The following is a 15,716-nucleotide window of genomic DNA, read 5'->3' as shown; positions in this document are numbered from 1 at the left end:
AATGAGGCGGCAATGAACCAAAATCAAGAAAACCTGACCGCCCGCACGGCGCCGATCCTGTTCGTCCTGCTCTGGAGCACGGGATTCATCGGCACCAAATACGTGGTCAACAATGCCGATCCCTTGACCTATCTCGCCATCCGCATGGCGATCGTGGTCGGGCTGATGGCGATCATCGCAGGCATCGCGCGGCCGAAATGGCCCGACCGGATCGGCATCGCGCACAGCGCGGTCGCCGGCATCCTCGTCCACGGCTTCTATCTCGGCGGCACCGCGATCGCGATTGCGCATTCGATTCCCGCCGGGCTCTCTGCGCTGATTCCGGGACTGCAGCCGATCCTGACCTCGACCATCGCCAATCGCTGGCTCGGCGAGAAGGTGACGCCGGTGCAATGGGCCGGCCTCGTCCTCGGCCTCAGCGGCGTCGTGCTGATCCTGCACAACCGTCCCATGACCGGCGAAGCCGGGCTCGGCTGGCTTGCCTCGGTGGTCTCGCTGATCAGCATCACGCTCGGTACGCTCTATCAGCGCCGCTATTGCAACCACATCGACTGGCGAGCCGGCAATCTCGTGCAATACGTTGCCGTCACCATTTTCTTCGCGATCGGGGCATTCCTGTTCGAAGACCGGGTGGTGCATTGGACACAGGAGTTCGTGCTCGCGCTCGCCTGGCTCGCCGTGGCGCTCTCGATCGGTTCGATCGGGCTGTTGTACTGGCTCATCCGCCACGCTGCAGCAACCTCGGTCGCGAGCCTGTTCTACCTGGTGCCCGCCGTCACCGCGCTGATGGCCTATCTGCTGTTCGGGGAAAGACTCGATGCGCTGGCGATTGCCGGCATGGCGATGTGCGCGGCGGCGGTGTTCGTCGTCAACCGGCGCTTCTAGGCGGACGGGGCACGGCGCTGGGATACATCCTTGCTGAGCGCGGCACGTTTGTGGTCGGCTGGACCAGCCGGCCGCCACGTGGAAGGGTCGCGTGTCGTGGGGCAGGTCTCCAGGCGGATGTCCACTCCCGGAGACCTGTTCTGAGCGTCGTGATCAGCGCTTCGCCTTCTTGGCCTTCTTCTTCTTGCCGGCTTTCTTGACGGCTTTCTTGGCAGTTTTCTTGGCGGCCTTTTTCGCAGATGTCTTGCCGGCCTTCTTCGCGGTCTTCTTGGCCGCTTTCTTTGAGGACGTCTTGGCCTTCTTCTTGGCCTTCTTCTTGGACGTCTTCTTCGGGCCTACTTTCTTCGCGACCTTCTTGGCGGCTTTCCTGACTTGCTTGACGGCGGTGACCGCCGCGTCCTTGGTCGCTTCCACGGCGCTGGTGATTGTGTCCATCGCCTGTTCGGTGATCGGCTTTTCGTCGTCCATATCGTCCCCCGCGGTTTGACTGAGGAGATGACGATAGCGGGTTTCGAAATTGTGTCAAAGCGGCGCTCAACCTCTGCGGATCTTTGCGTAGGCGGCGAGCGCACGCTCGCGTCCCCTGGCATGATCGATGATCGGCTGCGGATAGCTCTTGCCAAGCGTGATGTCCGCGCTCGCAAGCTCGATCGGCGTTGCCCGCCAGGGCTGGTGAATCAGCTTGGCCGGCAGGTTCTTCAGTTCCGGCACCCAGCGCCGAACGTAGGCGCCATCCGGATCGAACTTGTCGCCCTGGAGCACCGGATTGAACACGCGGAAATAGGGCGCTGCATCTGCACCGCAGCCGGCGACCCACTGCCAGTTGGCGGGATTGCTGGCGGGATCCGCATCGACCAGCGTGTCCCAGAACCAGGCTTCCCCCTCGCGCCAGTCGATCAGCAGGTGCTTGACCAGGAAGGAGGCGACCACCATCCGGACCCGGTTGTGCATCACTCCCGTGTGCTAGAGCTCGCGCAGACCGGCATCGACGATCGGATAGCCGGTGCGCCCGCGCTGCCAGGCAGCGAGCGCCTTGTCGTCGCGCGTCCACGGGAAGCCATCGAAGTTGGTCTGCAGGTTTGCGGTAGCGAGGTCGGGATGGTCGTGGAGGAGATGGCGGCAGAATTCGCGCCAGCCGAGCTCACTCAGGAATTTCTCGATGCCCGGCCCGAGCGCCGGATCTTCGGTCGCGGCGAACCGCGCGGCGTGCCAGACCTGGCGAGGGCTGAGCTCGCCGAACCTCAAATGCGGCGAGAGCCGCGAGGTACCCTCCTGGTCCGGGCGGTCGCGGTCGCCGGCATAGACGCGTGCGGTGCGCTTGAGGAAGTCACGGAGGCGGCTTCGTGCCGCCGCTTCGCCGGGACTCCATGCCTCGCGCAGGCCACCCGCCCAATCGGGTTTGGCCGGCTCGAGTTTCCAGCTCTCCAGACGATCGCCGTCGATCCTTGGTGCAGGGCGCAGCGCCTTCGGTGCGGGCAGCGGCTTTGGCGGATCGCCGAGCGACAGCACGCGCCGCCAGAATGGTGTGAACACGCGCAGGCCCCGGCCGTCCTTGTTGCGGATCGCCGAGGGTGGGACGAGCAAATCGCCGGGACAATTTTGCGCGTCTGCTCCGAGCTTTGCCAGCGCCGATTCGAGCGCTCGCTCAACCGACTGATGCGGCGCCTGCGCGATCCCGTTCCAGTAGACGGCGCGGGCGCCGCTCTCGCGCACCACCTCGGGGATGACCCTGGCGGCCGGTCCCCTGCGCAGGACCAGCGATCCGCCGCGCTCGGCGATCCCGGCCCCGAGCGCCCGCAGCGACTGCGCCAGCCACCAGCGCGCCGCGCCACCCGGTGCCCGCCCGGTCGTCTCATCGAGCACATAGAGGCAGACCACCGGCGCTCCGGTCTTCGCGGCGGCGTGCAGGGCGGGGTGGTCGGACAGGCGGAGATCGTCGCGAAACCAGACGATGACGGGCGGCACATTTGGCGCGGTCAGGGGGTGTCCTCGTTTACGATTTGGAAAGGCGTGCCGCCTGCAGCGGTATGATGGTCGTTAATGCCGCCGTAAACCTATTGCACGATTATGCAGGAATTACTGGGGCCATTCCATCCATGTTCAAAGCTTCGAAGTTCCTGCCGCAGTTCAAGCTGGGCACCAAGGCTGTCCTGTGCGCCGTGCTGCTGATCGCCATGAATACGGGGCTCGTGGTCGGCGCCGGCTATTGGTCGCTGACCTCCGCCTTCAATGATCGCGCGCTCCGCGACATCGACGTCAGCCTGCGCACGCTGGCGCTGGCGTTCGCGGAGACCGTTCCCGAGGCCAAGATCACGGTCCAGGACGGCGCGGTCGTGCGCGCGGAGATCCCCAAGATGCCCGACTTCAAGGACCATGCCATCGTCGATCGCGCGGTGTCCTATGTCGGCGGCAATGCGACCCTGTTCGTGTTCGACGCGGCGAACGGCCAGTTTGTCCGCCGCTCAACCAATGTGAAGAAGGAAAACGGCGACCGCGCCGTCGGCACCCAGCTTGCCGCCGATCATCCGGGGCAGGCCGCGCTACGCCGTGGCGAAGCCTATAAGGGGCCGGCTACGCTGTTCGGCAAGACGTTCATGACCGCCTATTTCCCGATCTTGGACTCGACCGGCAAGGTCGCCGGCATTCTCTATGTCGGCATCCCGATGATCCAGTACGAGAACATGCTGGCCCAGGCCATCGAGAGCATGGCGGCGGCCGCCGGGCTTGCCGCGCTTCTGGTGCTGGCTCTGACCCTGCTGGTCGTCCGCCGGATCACCCGGCCGCTCACCTCAGTCACGCGCTCGCTCACCGCGCTTGCCGAGGGCCAGAGCGACGTCGCGATCGAATGCGAGGACCGTGCCGACGAGATCGGCGAGATCGCCCGCACGGTTGCGGTGTTCAGGAGCAACTCGCAGGAGCGGGCGCGCCTGCGTAGCGAGCAGGCGGCGGCAACCGCTGCCGCAGCCGAGCAGCGCAAGGCCGAGCTCCGCAGCTTCGTCGAGGAGTTCCGCGGCAGCGTCGGCGGCATTCTCGACAAGGTGCTCGCATCGTCCGGCGAGTTCGAGCGCGCTGCGCGACAACTCACCGATGCCGCGCGTGCCACGGCGGATCTGTCGGCGCAATCGGCCGGAGCGTCCGAAACCGCCTCCGAGCATGTGCGTTCGGCGGCGTCGGCTTCCGAGGAGCTATCTCAATCCATCTCCGAGATCACCCGCCGGGTGCAGGAATCGAACCAGATTTCCGCCGACGCGGTGCGGCAGGCAGAGGCGACCGACCAGCGCATTGCGCAGCTCTCCGAGGCCGGCACGCGCATCGGCGACGTCGTCAAGCTGATCACCTCGATCGCCGAGCAGACCAACCTGCTGGCGCTGAACGCCACCATCGAGGCCGCTCGCGCCGGCGATGCCGGCCGCGGCTTTGCGGTGGTGGCCCAGGAGGTCAAGACGCTCGCCGGCCAGACCGCCAAGGCGACCGACGAGATATCGAACCAGATCGAGAGCATGCAGCTTGCGACCGAGGAATCGGTCGCGGCCATCAAGGCGATCAGCGAGACCATCGAGCGCATCAGCGGCATTGCCGGCTCAATCTCGGCTGCGGTCGAGCAGCAGAAAAGCGCAACCCACAACATCGTGGCGAGCGTTCGCGCGGCGGTCTCAGGCACGACCGAGGTCGCCGTCAACGTCCGGCACGCCGCCAAGGGTGCCAGCGAGACGGGCGAGACCTCGAGCCGGATGTTTGCCTCGGCCCAGGCGCTGTCCGGCGAGAGCCTGCATCTGAAGGCCGAGGTCGACGGTTTCCTCGACCGCGTGCGGACGGCGTAATCGCTACAGTCATTCCGGGGCGGTCCGTAGGACCGAACTATGGTGCGCAATTGCGCACCAGAGAATCTCGAGATCCCGGGTCTGGTCCTTTGGACCATCCCGGGATGACAGTTGGTTATTTCGGCTGCGGCACGATGCGGATGTAGGGCTTCGGCTCTTTCCAGCCCTGCGGGTAGATCGTCTTGGCCTCGTCGTTGGACACCGAGCCCGCGATGATGACGTCATCGCCCTGCGACCAGTCGGCCGGCGTGGCAACGCGATGCTTGGCGGTGAGCTGGAGCGAGTCGATGACGCGCAGGATCTCCTGGAAGTTCCGCCCGGTGGTCATCGGATAGACCAGCACCAGCTTGATCTTCTTGTCCGGGCCGATGATGAAGACGTTGCGGACAGTCTGGTTGTCGGCCGGCGTACGGGTGAGGGGATCGCCCGAGGTCGAGGCCGGCAGCATGCCGTAGAGCTTGGAGACGTTGTAATCGGTGTCGCCGATCATCGGATAGTTCGGTGCGGCGCCTTGGGTCTCCTTGATGTCTTCCGACCATCTGGCATGGTTGCCGACCGGATCGACCGAGAGTCCCATCAGCTTGACGCCACGCTTGTCGAACTCCGGCTTCAATTTGGCGAGAGCGCCAAGCTCGGTCGTACAAACCGGCGTGAAGTCCTTCGGGTGCGAGAACAGCAGTGCCCAGCTGTTGCCGATCCAGTCATGGAACTTGATCTTCCCTTCGGTGGTCTCGGCTTCGAAGTCGGGTGCGGTGGTGCCGATCGGAAGTGTCATGATTTTACCTCATCGCATTGAATCTACTTGGGAATTCGTCTCTGGCCGTTGTCCTCATTATAGGGGCCTTACAAGACCAAGTGAACGCCAACTGAACCGGCTCAAGTAAAATGTGAATTCCTTCCCTGAAGGGCCGATTTTCTAGCAACTTATTGTTACAGCCGCACCTGCGGCGAAACGGCTCCACCCGGGGTCACACGGTCTCGCTCGCCCCGATAATGCCTTTTATGACTTCCATCACGCCCGCCCGGCGCGTCCTAGAACCAGATTGGTCCTGACAGCGACCAATTGGCAACCATCTCGAAAAGTCGCGATACCCGTATCGAATCGTTAACCACCCCTTTACGCCGGCATGGAAATGCTGGCCGATCAGAAGAAGTCTGGAAGTGAACTATGTCTGCCGCTGCGCCTAAGCCTACCGAGTCGTCGTCCCTCGAACCATCCTGCCGCGATACTGCGGCCCATGCGCTGAGCATCGTGCGCGACGGCGTGATCACGGGCGAAGGCCCCACGACCAAGGGAAGGGTGCATTTCTCCCGTTCGCTGGATGCCGATGACACCGCCTGGTGCGCGCGCATCCTCACCGCCACCGCCGTCAACGACCAGCCGGTCAGCCGCGCCGAAGCCGAAGTGCTGTTCGAGATCAACGAGGCCGCGACCGAGCGCACCGATGGTGGCCGGTTCGACGACCTGCTTGCCAAGGCCGTTGCCCATTATGCCGCCAGTGCCTCGGGCATGAAGGTGCCGCCGCGCAGCGTCGCGCTGTCGGCCGACACCGAGATCGAGAGCTGGGCGCCGTCCTATGCGTCCAAGGTCAACAGCGAGATGCTGGAGTGGATCGCCGGCCAGATGCGCGGCAAGCGCCAGAACAACCGTCGCCTGATGGCGATGGTGGCGACCTTCCTCGGCGCCACCGCGCTGCCTCTGGCGGGCCAATTGCCGAACGTGTTCGACATTGGGATGTAAGAGACGGGGCATGTGAGTTTGCGCGCCTCAATCGCGCGCTCGATGAAGCGGCGGGGTCATTTCCCCGCCGTTTTTTGTTTGCCGGTGTCAGGCTCGAGCCCGAGCGTGCGGCCCGGAAAACCGGCGGCATCGAAATAGCGCTGGCTGCCGACGCGCTGGAAGTTCAGCACCGTCATCAGGCCGCCCTCGGCGGGCTTGGACTTCAGCGTGCCGACAAAAGCCTTCGGCACAACGCCGTTGGGCATGGCTTCCGACATCACGCGGCCGATCAGGCCGCCGTTCTGCGAGCCGCGCAGGCCCATCAGCCGGGCGGCCGTCATGCCGACGTCGGCATTGCTGACCGGAATCTCGTCGACATAGCCCGCCTTGAAGTCCGGACCGATCGCGGCCATGAAATTCATGGTGTCGCCGCGGCTGAAGCTGCCATGCATGCCCTGGCCCTGGCGCAGCACGGTATCGGCAACCTGCACCGAGCAGTTGGTCGGCGCCTCGCCGCAATCGCTGGCATAGGAGCGGAAGTTGACGACGATCGACGGCGTCGGCGTCGCCGCCTTGCCGCGCAGGTTGATGCTCGACAGCGGCAGCGTGCCGGGGAAGCGGCCGAGCGAGTCCTCGACGAACAGGCCGGACACGTAATCCTGTTCGAGCAGTGCCTTGATCGTCTTCGCCGCCAGCTTCTTGTCCTTGTTCGGCAGATAGATCAGGTCGGAGCCGCCATTGGTGGCGACGACGAGATCGGGCTTCTCCGGATCCTTGCCGAGCACGCCGTTGCCCGCCCTGGGATGCTTGTTGCCTTCGATCTTCGCGTTCTTGTCGTTGGGATCGAACAGGGGCAGATCGAGCGCTTTCGCAAGATCGAGCGCCAGGAAGCCCATCGGCAGGAAGTCCTTCGGCGTGTCGTCATAGCCGACCTTGGCCGAGGGGCTGGACTTGCTCTCCTTGGAGATGGTCGAGAAGCCGTGGTCGGCCGAGACGATGATGTTGGTCGAGGCCGCGAGCCCGAGCTCGTCGAGTGCCTTGCGAAGCTGGGCGAGGTTGGTGTCGGCGTTCTTGATGCCGGCCATCGAGGTCGGCCCGTTGATGCCGGGCATGATCTGGTTGAGGCTGTCGCCGGTATTGTGCTGGCTGCCGTCAGGATCGCGCGACCAGAACACCAGCACGAACGGCTTGTTGCGCGCCCTGAACATCGGCAGCACCACCTTGGCGGCGACGTCGGCGAAATAGGCCTGCTGCGCGACGTTTGCGACCGTGGTGCCCGGCGTCCTGGCATCGCCCGCCTTGGAGTTGTCACCGCGCGGCGGCGTGGCGAGGGGCAGGCCGGCCTTGGTCAAGGCGTCCTTCACCTCGTCGGACAATGCGACACCGTTCTTGCCGCCGGTGGAATCGTCGAACACGATCGAATGCTGGCCGGGCTTTTCAGGCTTGTCGGTGTGGTCGAACTGGTAGGTCGGGCCGACCTTGCCGATCGCCGCGGTGCTCAGCCCCTTGTCGCGAGCCATCTTCAGGATGGTCTCTTCGTTGAGGTAGTCGCCCTTGAAATGCTCGTCGATGTCGCCGAGCACGGCGTCGTTCTCGATGAAGGGGACGACGGTGTCACCGGCGGGTGCGGAGGTGTAGTTGGTCCAGATCGTGTTGGAGAACACGCCGGTGTCGCCGAGATAATGACCTGTCGACATCGCCGAGCCGTTGGCCATGGTGAAGGTCGGGAACAGCGAATGCGGGTTCTTGAAGTTGACGCCCTTGTCGCGGACTTCGGCCATCGCCGGCGCGGTTTCCGGCGTGACCTTCAGCGCACGCAGACCGTCGGGAATGAACAGGATCAGGTTGCGGGGCGTGCTGTTCTGGGCAGAGGCCAGTCCGGTGGACAGCACGGTCAGTCCGGCGGATAGCAACACCAGTGAACGGCGCATCAGGATCTCCTAGCGGTGAAGGCGGCGTGGCCGCGACCGCGGCCCCCTAGCTTCGTTTAGTTTCGCGGGATGACAGTCTTGTTACAAGGCCCGTTGCCGCTGCAAGGGCTGGGGAGGGGCCCTCGTCACTCTCGTGTCCCGGACAAGCTGCAACGCATAAGCGTTGCTGCGCAGAGCCGGGACCCTGGAGGCCGCACGGGTCGCTGCAACATGGGCCCCGGCTCTGCAGCGCACCGCTGAAGAAGCGCTGCGCTGCGTCCGGGGCACGAGAGCGGGGTGTTCGCGCGCAACTGCATCAACAGCGTCATTGCGAGCGAAGCGAAGCAATCCAGAATCCCTCCACGGAAAGAGTCTGGATTGCTTCGCTGCGCTCGCAATGACGGAGTGTAGGGGCGGCGGACATCGCTCTTTCGATTCGCACCTCACCTGCAGACACATCTTCTCGTTCTCGTGGCTCATCTCGCCCGAGCTTTGCTTGTCGCCTCACCCTCAAATGAAAGAGGGCGCAGGGAAGGCCGGGAGCCGGTTGGCTCCCATCGACCGCCATGCCGGACGCAAACTGCGTGCGCTTCGATGCATAGCGGGTAACAGGGCAACCGGAGACATCCCGGCCTTCCCTGCGCAGTGGTTGGAACGGCTTATGTCGTGATCTCCCCGGGGAGCGATGCACTATTGCCCCCGTCGCCTTGCGGATGACTGGCGCTGCGAGCCCGGTCGGGCCGCAACGTCACCGCAACACTTGGCGCACAGACCCCGGGCGCCAGGACCACACGATTTTGCCGTACGCTGATGGCACCGGTCGCATGCACGACGACCTTGCTCACGGTCTCCCGCCCTGCAAGCCCGTTCGTGCCAACGCCATCTGCGTCCACCGCCGCCCGGCCCGCGTTCGTGACGATCGCGATACGCCCCTCTTCCATGGGGCCGGGTTGCGGCGACACATACGCCGTTTCCGAATTTCGGTAAAGCGGAATATTTTCGGCGAGGCGTCTTGACCGACGGTTTGGGTGTTTTGCCCGACAGGCAACGCAAGGGATTGTGCCCGGAGACGCGACCCGGTGCGGTCGGCTGCGCGGGCGGCAGGCCGCTGACGCACGAAGGCCCACCGCCCGCTACGGACGGTGGGCCTCGCGTCAGGCGATCTTACCAGCGATATCTGCCGGTCAGCGTGCCGTTGTTGTTGCCGCCAGGGCCGACATCGCCCTGCGTCGAACTCGGAGTTGGATGGTTGGTGCCGTTGAGTGCGCCATACGGCCCGGCCACGTCCGGATAGTATGCGCGCGGCTGAACCGGTTCATAGGCGGGCGCCGTGCGGTCCCAGCCCACGGACCGGCCGTTCCAATCGTAGCCCTGCGCCGAGGCGGCCGCGGTGCCCGCGACCAGTGATGCCGTGACCAGGCAGAGGAGTTTTGACTTGTTCTGCATTGGAGATGCTCCTTGCTTGTGTCGGGGGCCAACGGTTGCAATGCGGGAGCGTTCCGGACGCATGGGCCAGGAGCGGTCAACTCCAATCAACTGGTTATGATGCGCCCGCCGCGGAACGAAGTGGCTGAAACGAGATGAGAATCCCGGGCGTTCTGCCGCACCATGTTCCCCCCTAATCGCGTGCCTTAACCAATAGTTAAATATATGTTTGCGGGTGGGCGGCAGCCCGGCCTAGCCTCCTGCGGGGAGCCGCTATCGCGAAGCCAAACGAGTGTGGTGCGTATCATGATTGCCAGATCACATGGGGCGTTGTTCGCCTCGCTCAGCGCAGCCGCGCTGCTCCTGACTGCAAGTGACAGCTCTGCCGGACCCGCTGTCGCCGCGGCGCCCGGTGTCGTTGCCACCGCGCCGCCGGTTGGAGCACGTCCGCCGATCGCGCCGGGCGCCCGGTTCCATCGCCGCAGCGCTCCGTGGGTCTATTGGCCGGGCGGCGGCAGCTTCTTGTATGATGGCGCTGGCTACAGCCAGCCCTTTGTTGATGCCGCCCAGCCACTCTCCCGCGACGTGCGTTACACCTACACCTATGATGTTCCCTGGGACTGGACGCATCGCTACCCGCCGAACGTCGTGCCGTCCAACCGGCCCTATGTGCCGAGCTGCCCGACGGAGCAGGTGACCGTGCCCGGCCGCGGCGGCAGCGAGCACACCGTCAACATCATGCGCTGCTACTGAGCTAACCCAGCTCGAAGCTGGTCACGCCGAAGACGCGGTCGATGCGCAGCGGCGGGATCGGCCCGGTGTACATCCGCGCCGTCTCGAAAACCGGCATCAGGCCGAGCGACTCCGCGAGCGCAATCGCTTCGCGGTTGACGGCGGGAACGTCGAGGAAAATTTCGCCGCCGCGCGTGCTTACCAGCAAGGCCTGCATGACGGTTTCCGCCGCCGCGCGATTGTCGGCGACGAGCGGGCCGATCTTGTAGCCCGTCCGGCACGGACGGATCACGCCCCATGCGGCTAGCCTGCCACCGCGCAGCAGCGCATGGCCGATATGGCCTGATGTGTTGATCCAGGCGCGCAGAAAGCCGCCGCGCGCGGCAGGGAACACGGTGGCATCATCAGCTTCAACGATTGCAAATGGGATCTTGTCGAGAGTGACGACGCCGGCAGGTGGCCTCGGTGGCGCTGCCACGACGCCGCCATAGCGGATATTGGCGTAAGCGAGCTGGAAGCCGGACCTTTTGTAATTGTCCTGCTGCGCCACGACGCCGTCGAGCCCGATCACGCGCCCGCCCGCATGTGCGATGGCTGCGTTCCAGATGCGGAGGCCATGGCCGGCGCCGCGAAAGCGCTGGCGCACGATGTAGAAGCCGAGGAAGGCGAAGCGGTCATCATAGTTGACGCAGGAGACGGTCGCGACCGGCTCACCGTCGATCTCGCCGACGAAGAAGCCTTGCGGATCGGGGACGGCGAAGCAGGCGGCATCGGCCAGGCCCGGATTCCAGCCCTCGGCCGCGGCCCAGTCGACGGCGAGGGCGATTTCCTCGGGGCGCAGATTGCGGATATGCAGATCACTCATCTCGAGTCGCTCATGATGGATGCCCTCGACCATGGACCTGCCGCGAGGTCTGGCTGTAGAAGGCCCCATGATAGGCCGAGCCTGCGGCTCGCCTCAACACAGGGATGATCGGTCATGGCAGCAGAGAAGGTCGCGCTCGTTACCGCCGGCGGCAGCGGCATGGGGGCGGGGGCTGCGCGCCGGCTGGCAGCGGACGGGTTTCGCGTCGCGATCCTGTCGTCCTCCGGCAAGGGCGAGACGCTGGCCGCCGAGCTCGGCGGCTGCGGCGTCACAGGCTCGAACCAGTCGAACGAGGATCTGAAGCGCCTGGTCGACGCCGCGATGGCGAAATGGGGGCGGATCGACGTGCTCGTCAACAGCGCCGGACACGGGCCGCGTGCGCCCATCACCGAGATCACCGACGAGCAGTGGCACGCCGGCCTCGACACCTATCTGCTGAACGTGATCCGTCCGACGCGGCTGGTGACGCCGGTGATGCAGGCGCAGAAGGACGGCGCCATCATCAACATCTCGACGGCCTGGGCGTTCGAGCCAAGCGCGATGTTCCCGACCTCGGCGGTGTTCCGCGCCGGCCTTGCCGCCTTCACCAAGATCTTCACCGACACTTACGCCGCCGACAACATTCGCATGAACAACGTCCTGCCGGGCTGGATCGACAGCCTGCCGCAGCAGGACGCGCGACGCGACAGCGTGCCGCTGAAGCGCTACGGCAAGGTCGAGGAGGTTGCGGCGACGATTTCGTTCCTCGCCTCCGACGGGGCGGCCTACATCACCGGCCAGAACATCCGCGTCGACGGCGGCCTGACGCGCTCGGTCTGAGGCGGCGACTGCGCCGCCAAATTACTTAGCTTATGAGCTAACAATTGTTGACGGCGCAGGGCCGCGGCGCTATAGTTAGCTTCATGGCTAACCAATCGTCCCGCCTCGACCATGTTTTCGCAGCGCTCGCCGACCCTACGCGGCGGGCGATCGTGATGCGGCTCTGCGCGGGCGAGGCGTCGGTCGGCGAGCTCGCCGATCCCTTCGACATGGCGCTGCCGAGCTTCATGAAACACATCCACGTGCTGGAGACGAGTGGGCTCGTTCTGTCGGAGAAGGCCGGCCGCGTGCGCACCTGCCGTCTCAGTCCGGATGTGCTTCTGGGCGCGGAGGATTGGTTCCAGCAGCAGCGCGCGGTGTGGGAGGCGCGGCTCGACCGGTTCGAGGCCTACGTGATGAAACTCAAGAAAGAGAAGGAGAGGGCGGGCGCCAGGCGGCCGTCCCGAACAACCAAACGGAAAGGTTCCGAGTGATGACCAATTCTGCCAATCCCGCCCTGTCGCAATGGTCGCTCGACCGCGAGATCGTGATGTCGCGCGTGATCGACGCGCCGCGCGATCTGGTGTTCGAGGCGTGGTCCAACCCGAAGCATCTGCCGCAATGGTTCGGGCCGAAAGGATTCAAGGTCGAGACCTTCGAGATCGACGTGCGCGTCGGCGGCGTCTGGCGCTTCAACATGATCGGTCCCGACGGCACGGTGTACCCGAACCGCATGCGGTTCCGCCGCATCGAACGGCCTTCTCTGATGGAGATGGATCACGGCCTCGACCAGGACGATGATCCCGGCATGTTCCGCTTCACCGTCACCTTTGCCGAACAGAGCAACGGCAAGACCGTTCTGATGATGCGCCAGCTGGCCTCGAGCACCGAGCAGCGCGACGGCATGATCGGCTTCGGCGCCGTCGAATACGGCTACCAGACGCTGGACAAGCTTGCCGCCTATGTCGCCGCCATGAGCCGGTGAGGGCAGCGTCATTCCGGCACGCTCAATGGGGCGTGCCCGGAATGACGGGGTAAGCGCGGTCTGCGAGGCAAGCCGTCGTCGCAGCTGGCGGCTTGCCCCGCGCAGGGTCACGTGAGCGCGTTGGTGACTCGGGGGCTCCTGCATCTGCTTCACTGCAGTTGTGCAATGAAGCCCCGCGTTGGGTCGCCGCCGCTCTCCTAGCGCCGCGTTGTACCGTCGGATCGTGGAGTGGTTTCATTGCGCATGCCCGGAGGGCTGGAAGCGCCTTGTCCGCCACGCTCGACATGCGTGACGCCACCGCCGCCGCCGGCGCTACCCGCACCGCCGCTGCCCGAGCCTGCTCCGGCTCCAGCGCCGCCACCGGCACCCGCGCCAGCACCGGCGCCTGCACCACCTGCGCCGCCGCCGGCTCCGCCAGCACCGCCGCCACCGCCGGCGGCTTGTGCGAACGCTGCGCCGACCGAAGCGCCGGCCAGCATCGCAGCTGTGAAGATCGTCAGAACAGTCTTACGCATGTTGTTTCTCCTTGATGTCTACGGCGAACCAATCGTACGCGGCGGCGACTGTTCCTATGCTCGTCGATGAGAAGGCAAAGCGATCTTTGGCCGGAACGCGCGTGAGATAGTCGGGTCTCCTGCGGCAATCAGCCCGGTCCTCCTAGGAACAATCGCCCGTGCTTCCCGGTTTGCGCGAACGAAGTCAGTCAAAACGGAGGACAGGAAGATGGCCAATGCAGCCCGCGATACGTTCGTGGTGGGACTACGCAATGCGCATGCGATGGAAGTACAGGCGCGAGAATTGATGGAGCGCCAGTCAGAGCGGCTCGACGACTATCCCGAGGTCAAGGCGAAGGTCACCGCTCACCTTCAGGAGACCAACGAGCAATTGCGCCGGCTGGAGAAATGCCTGGAAGCCTGTGGCGAGAGCACGTCGACACTGAAGGACACGGCGCAGTCGGTGATGGCCAACATGACGGCCATGGCGCATTCGGCTGCGGGCGACGAGATTCTCAAGAACACCTTCGCGAACAATGCGTTCGAGAATTTCGAGATCGCCGCCTACAAGTCGCTGCTCGCGCTCTGCGCCGCCGCCGGCATGCCGGAGGCCAAGGCGCCGCTCGAGACGTCGTTGCAGGAAGAGCAGCGCATGGCGGCCTGGATCGACTCCAATGTCGAGAAGGTGACGATGGAGTACCTGACGCATCAGCGCCAGGCCGCGTAGCTCGGAGATTCCCGCCGATATCGAACCACCGGCGCGCCAGGGCGGCCGGTGGCTCTTTCGTGCCTTTGCTTTGCGTGCGTTGACCGGCAGGAACGATCACGGCCAAACGGCCTCTCGCCGTCTCACTCCCTGGCCTCATCCGACACGATGTCACCGAGCTTCTGCCAGCGCAGGCCGTCGAACTGCACCATCTGGAACTGCTTGTTGACCCGATAGTCGGTCGGCGAGGTCGTGACCGAGATCCCCGGGAGCGTCAGGTCGAGTTCGACGTTTTTGAGGTTGGCCGCCTGTCGCATGACATTGTCGCGGGTGAGATCGTCGCCGCACTGCTTCAGCACCTGCACCAGCAGCTGCGCGGTGATGTAGCCATAGACATTCAGGTTCGAATCCTTGTCGCCTTCGGGATAGTACTTCGCCATGAAGGCGAAATAGCGCTTCATGCCGGCATCGTCCTTCCATTCGGGATCGGCGGCATCCTTGACGTAACCGACGCTGACGACGCCCTTCGAGTTGTCGAGCCCCGCGGGCTTCAGCACGGCGCTGACCGAGGAGGCGTTGATGTCGATGATGTGCAGCGGCTTCCAGCCGATCTCGGCGACCTTCTTGATCGCCTGGGCCGCCTGCTTCGGCGTCGTCGCGCTGAACAGCACGTCGGCACCCGCGTCCCTCAGCCGCAGGATCTGCGAGTCGATGGTCGGCTCGGTGATCTCGTAGGAGGTCTCGGCCACGACCATGTTCGCCTTCTCGCCGAGGCCGGCCTTGAGGCCGGCGAGATAATCCTTGCCGAGGTCGTCGTTCTGGTAGAGCACGCCGATTTTCGCGTTCGGGTGGTTCTTCAGCAGGTACTGCGCGTAGATGCGGCCCTCGACGAGGTAGGACGGGTTGAAGCCCATCGTCCACGGGAAGTTCTTCGGGTCGGTGAAGCGCGCCGCGCCGGTCGCTGCGAAGAGCTGCGGGATTTTCCTGGCGTTGAGATATTTCTGTACGGCGACGTTCGGCGCCGTGCCGATGATCTGGAACGTCAGCAGCACCTCGTCGCTTTCGACCAGCCTGCGGGTCTGCTCCACCGTTTTCGGCGGCGAATAGGCGTCGTCATACTGGATCAGCTCCACCTTGCGGCCGTTGACGCCGCCCTGGTCGTTGATCATCCGCATATAGGCGGCCTGGGTCTTGCCGATCACGGCGTAGGCCGAGGCCGGGCCGCTGAGCGGCACGGTCTGACCGACCTTGATCGCGGTGTCGGACGCGCCGGGATCGTATTTCTTCTGCGCCTGCGCTGCCGTGATCGAGAGCGCGAGGAGCAGCGCGGAAGCTGCGATGCGCTTGAGAAGAGTGCTTGTCATGTGCTTGTCCC

15 protein-coding genes and 1 pseudogene are annotated in these 15,716 nt (G+C 64.8%); 8 read left to right on the top strand and 8 right to left on the bottom strand.

Translation table 11 applies throughout. The features are described from left to right. Positions 1-12 precede the first annotated feature (12 nt). Entirely contained in the window at positions 13-885 is an 873-nt protein-coding gene (locus H1B27_RS12030; protein ID WP_197966201.1) for a DMT family transporter, read from the top strand. A gap of 153 nt (positions 886-1,038) precedes the next feature. Here H1B27_RS12030 and H1B27_RS12025 read toward each other — a convergent pair whose 3' ends face one another. Together H1B27_RS12025 and H1B27_RS12020 are read right to left on the bottom strand one after the other, a co-directional pair. Beyond that, on the bottom strand, positions 1,039-1,353 hold the full coding sequence (locus tag H1B27_RS12025; protein WP_197966200.1) for a histone: 315 nt from the start codon (positions 1,351-1,353) through the stop codon (positions 1,039-1,041). A 66-nt stretch (positions 1,354-1,419) separates the two neighbouring features. Further along, a pseudogene (locus H1B27_RS12020) lies at positions 1,420-2,811 on the bottom strand (cryptochrome/photolyase family protein). A 170-nt stretch (positions 2,812-2,981) separates the two neighbouring features. Here H1B27_RS12020 and H1B27_RS12015 point away from each other — a divergent pair. After that, positions 2,982-4,706: a methyl-accepting chemotaxis protein gene (locus tag H1B27_RS12015; protein WP_061882744.1), complete on the top strand. Its 1,725-nt coding sequence runs from the start codon at positions 2,982-2,984 to the stop codon at positions 4,704-4,706. A 115-nt stretch (positions 4,707-4,821) separates the two neighbouring features. Here H1B27_RS12015 and H1B27_RS12010 read toward each other — a convergent pair whose 3' ends face one another. After that, positions 4,822-5,481, bottom strand: coding sequence for a peroxiredoxin (locus H1B27_RS12010; RefSeq protein ID WP_061882743.1), 660 nt, complete (start codon positions 5,479-5,481; stop codon positions 4,822-4,824). Positions 5,482-5,874: 393 nt separating this feature from the next. Between H1B27_RS12010 and H1B27_RS12005 the strand changes: the two genes are divergently transcribed. Beyond that, complete coding sequence (locus H1B27_RS12005; protein WP_061882742.1) at positions 5,875-6,447, top strand: hypothetical protein; 573 nt, start codon at positions 5,875-5,877, stop codon at positions 6,445-6,447. Positions 6,448-6,503: 56 nt separating this feature from the next. Here the strand turns inward: H1B27_RS12005 and H1B27_RS12000 are convergent, their stop codons facing one another. Together H1B27_RS12000 and H1B27_RS11995 are read right to left on the bottom strand one after the other, a co-directional pair. Further along, positions 6,504-8,357, bottom strand: a complete 1,854-nt coding sequence (locus H1B27_RS12000; protein WP_061882741.1) for an alkaline phosphatase family protein — start codon at positions 8,355-8,357, stop codon at positions 6,504-6,506. Between the two features lie 1,143 nt (positions 8,358-9,500). After that, positions 9,501-9,782, bottom strand: a complete 282-nt coding sequence (locus tag H1B27_RS11995) for a hypothetical protein (protein ID WP_197966199.1) — start codon at positions 9,780-9,782, stop codon at positions 9,501-9,503. 285 nt (positions 9,783-10,067) lie between these two features. Between H1B27_RS11995 and H1B27_RS11990 the strand changes: the two genes are divergently transcribed. Continuing rightward, positions 10,068-10,514 (top strand): hypothetical protein, encoded by a 447-nt coding sequence (locus H1B27_RS11990; protein ID WP_197966198.1) that lies wholly within the window; start codon positions 10,068-10,070, stop codon positions 10,512-10,514. Position 10,515: 1 nt separating this feature from the next. Here the strand turns inward: H1B27_RS11990 and H1B27_RS11985 are convergent, their stop codons facing one another. Further along, entirely contained in the window at positions 10,516-11,358 is an 843-nt protein-coding gene (locus H1B27_RS11985) for a GNAT family N-acetyltransferase (protein WP_197966197.1), read from the bottom strand. Between the two features lie 114 nt (positions 11,359-11,472). On the opposite strand from H1B27_RS11985, the gene H1B27_RS11980 reads away from it, so the two are divergent. The 3 genes from H1B27_RS11980 to H1B27_RS11970 all read left to right on the top strand — a co-directional run bounded on the left by H1B27_RS11980 (position 11,473) and on the right by H1B27_RS11970 (position 13,141). Continuing rightward, the gene (locus H1B27_RS11980; protein ID WP_197966196.1) at positions 11,473-12,177 is read left to right on the top strand and encodes an SDR family oxidoreductase; all 705 of its coding nucleotides are present in this window, start codon (positions 11,473-11,475) and stop codon (positions 12,175-12,177) included. Between the two features lie 83 nt (positions 12,178-12,260). Further along, a complete protein-coding gene (locus H1B27_RS11975) occupies positions 12,261-12,650 on the top strand; it encodes an ArsR/SmtB family transcription factor (RefSeq protein WP_197966221.1) in 390 nt (129 codons plus the stop codon). Then, the gene (locus H1B27_RS11970; protein ID WP_197966195.1) at positions 12,650-13,141 is read left to right on the top strand and encodes an SRPBCC family protein; all 492 of its coding nucleotides are present in this window, start codon (positions 12,650-12,652) and stop codon (positions 13,139-13,141) included. Before H1B27_RS11975 ends, H1B27_RS11970 begins: the two co-directional genes overlap by 1 nt. A 197-nt stretch (positions 13,142-13,338) precedes the next feature. On the opposite strand, the gene H1B27_RS11965 is transcribed toward H1B27_RS11970, so the two are convergent. Then, a complete protein-coding gene (locus H1B27_RS11965; protein WP_197966194.1) occupies positions 13,339-13,656 on the bottom strand; it encodes a hypothetical protein in 318 nt (105 codons plus the stop codon). Between the two features lie 208 nt (positions 13,657-13,864). Here H1B27_RS11965 and H1B27_RS11960 point away from each other — a divergent pair, with 208 nt between their 5' ends. Then, entirely contained in the window at positions 13,865-14,362 is a 498-nt protein-coding gene (locus H1B27_RS11960; RefSeq protein WP_197966193.1) for a ferritin-like domain-containing protein, read from the top strand. A 122-nt stretch (positions 14,363-14,484) separates the two neighbouring features. Here the strand turns inward: H1B27_RS11960 and H1B27_RS11955 are convergent, their stop codons facing one another. Continuing rightward, positions 14,485-15,705 (bottom strand): ABC transporter substrate-binding protein, encoded by a 1,221-nt coding sequence (locus H1B27_RS11955; RefSeq protein WP_061881287.1) that lies wholly within the window; start codon positions 15,703-15,705, stop codon positions 14,485-14,487. Positions 15,706-15,716: the final 11 nt, after the last annotated feature.

Source organism: Bradyrhizobium diversitatis, assembly GCF_016031635.1.
Taxonomy (GTDB): domain Bacteria; phylum Pseudomonadota; class Alphaproteobacteria; order Rhizobiales; family Xanthobacteraceae; genus Bradyrhizobium; species Bradyrhizobium diversitatis.
Note: the sequence above shows the minus strand (reverse complement) of the source record. Positions and strands in the feature narration are given on the sequence as shown.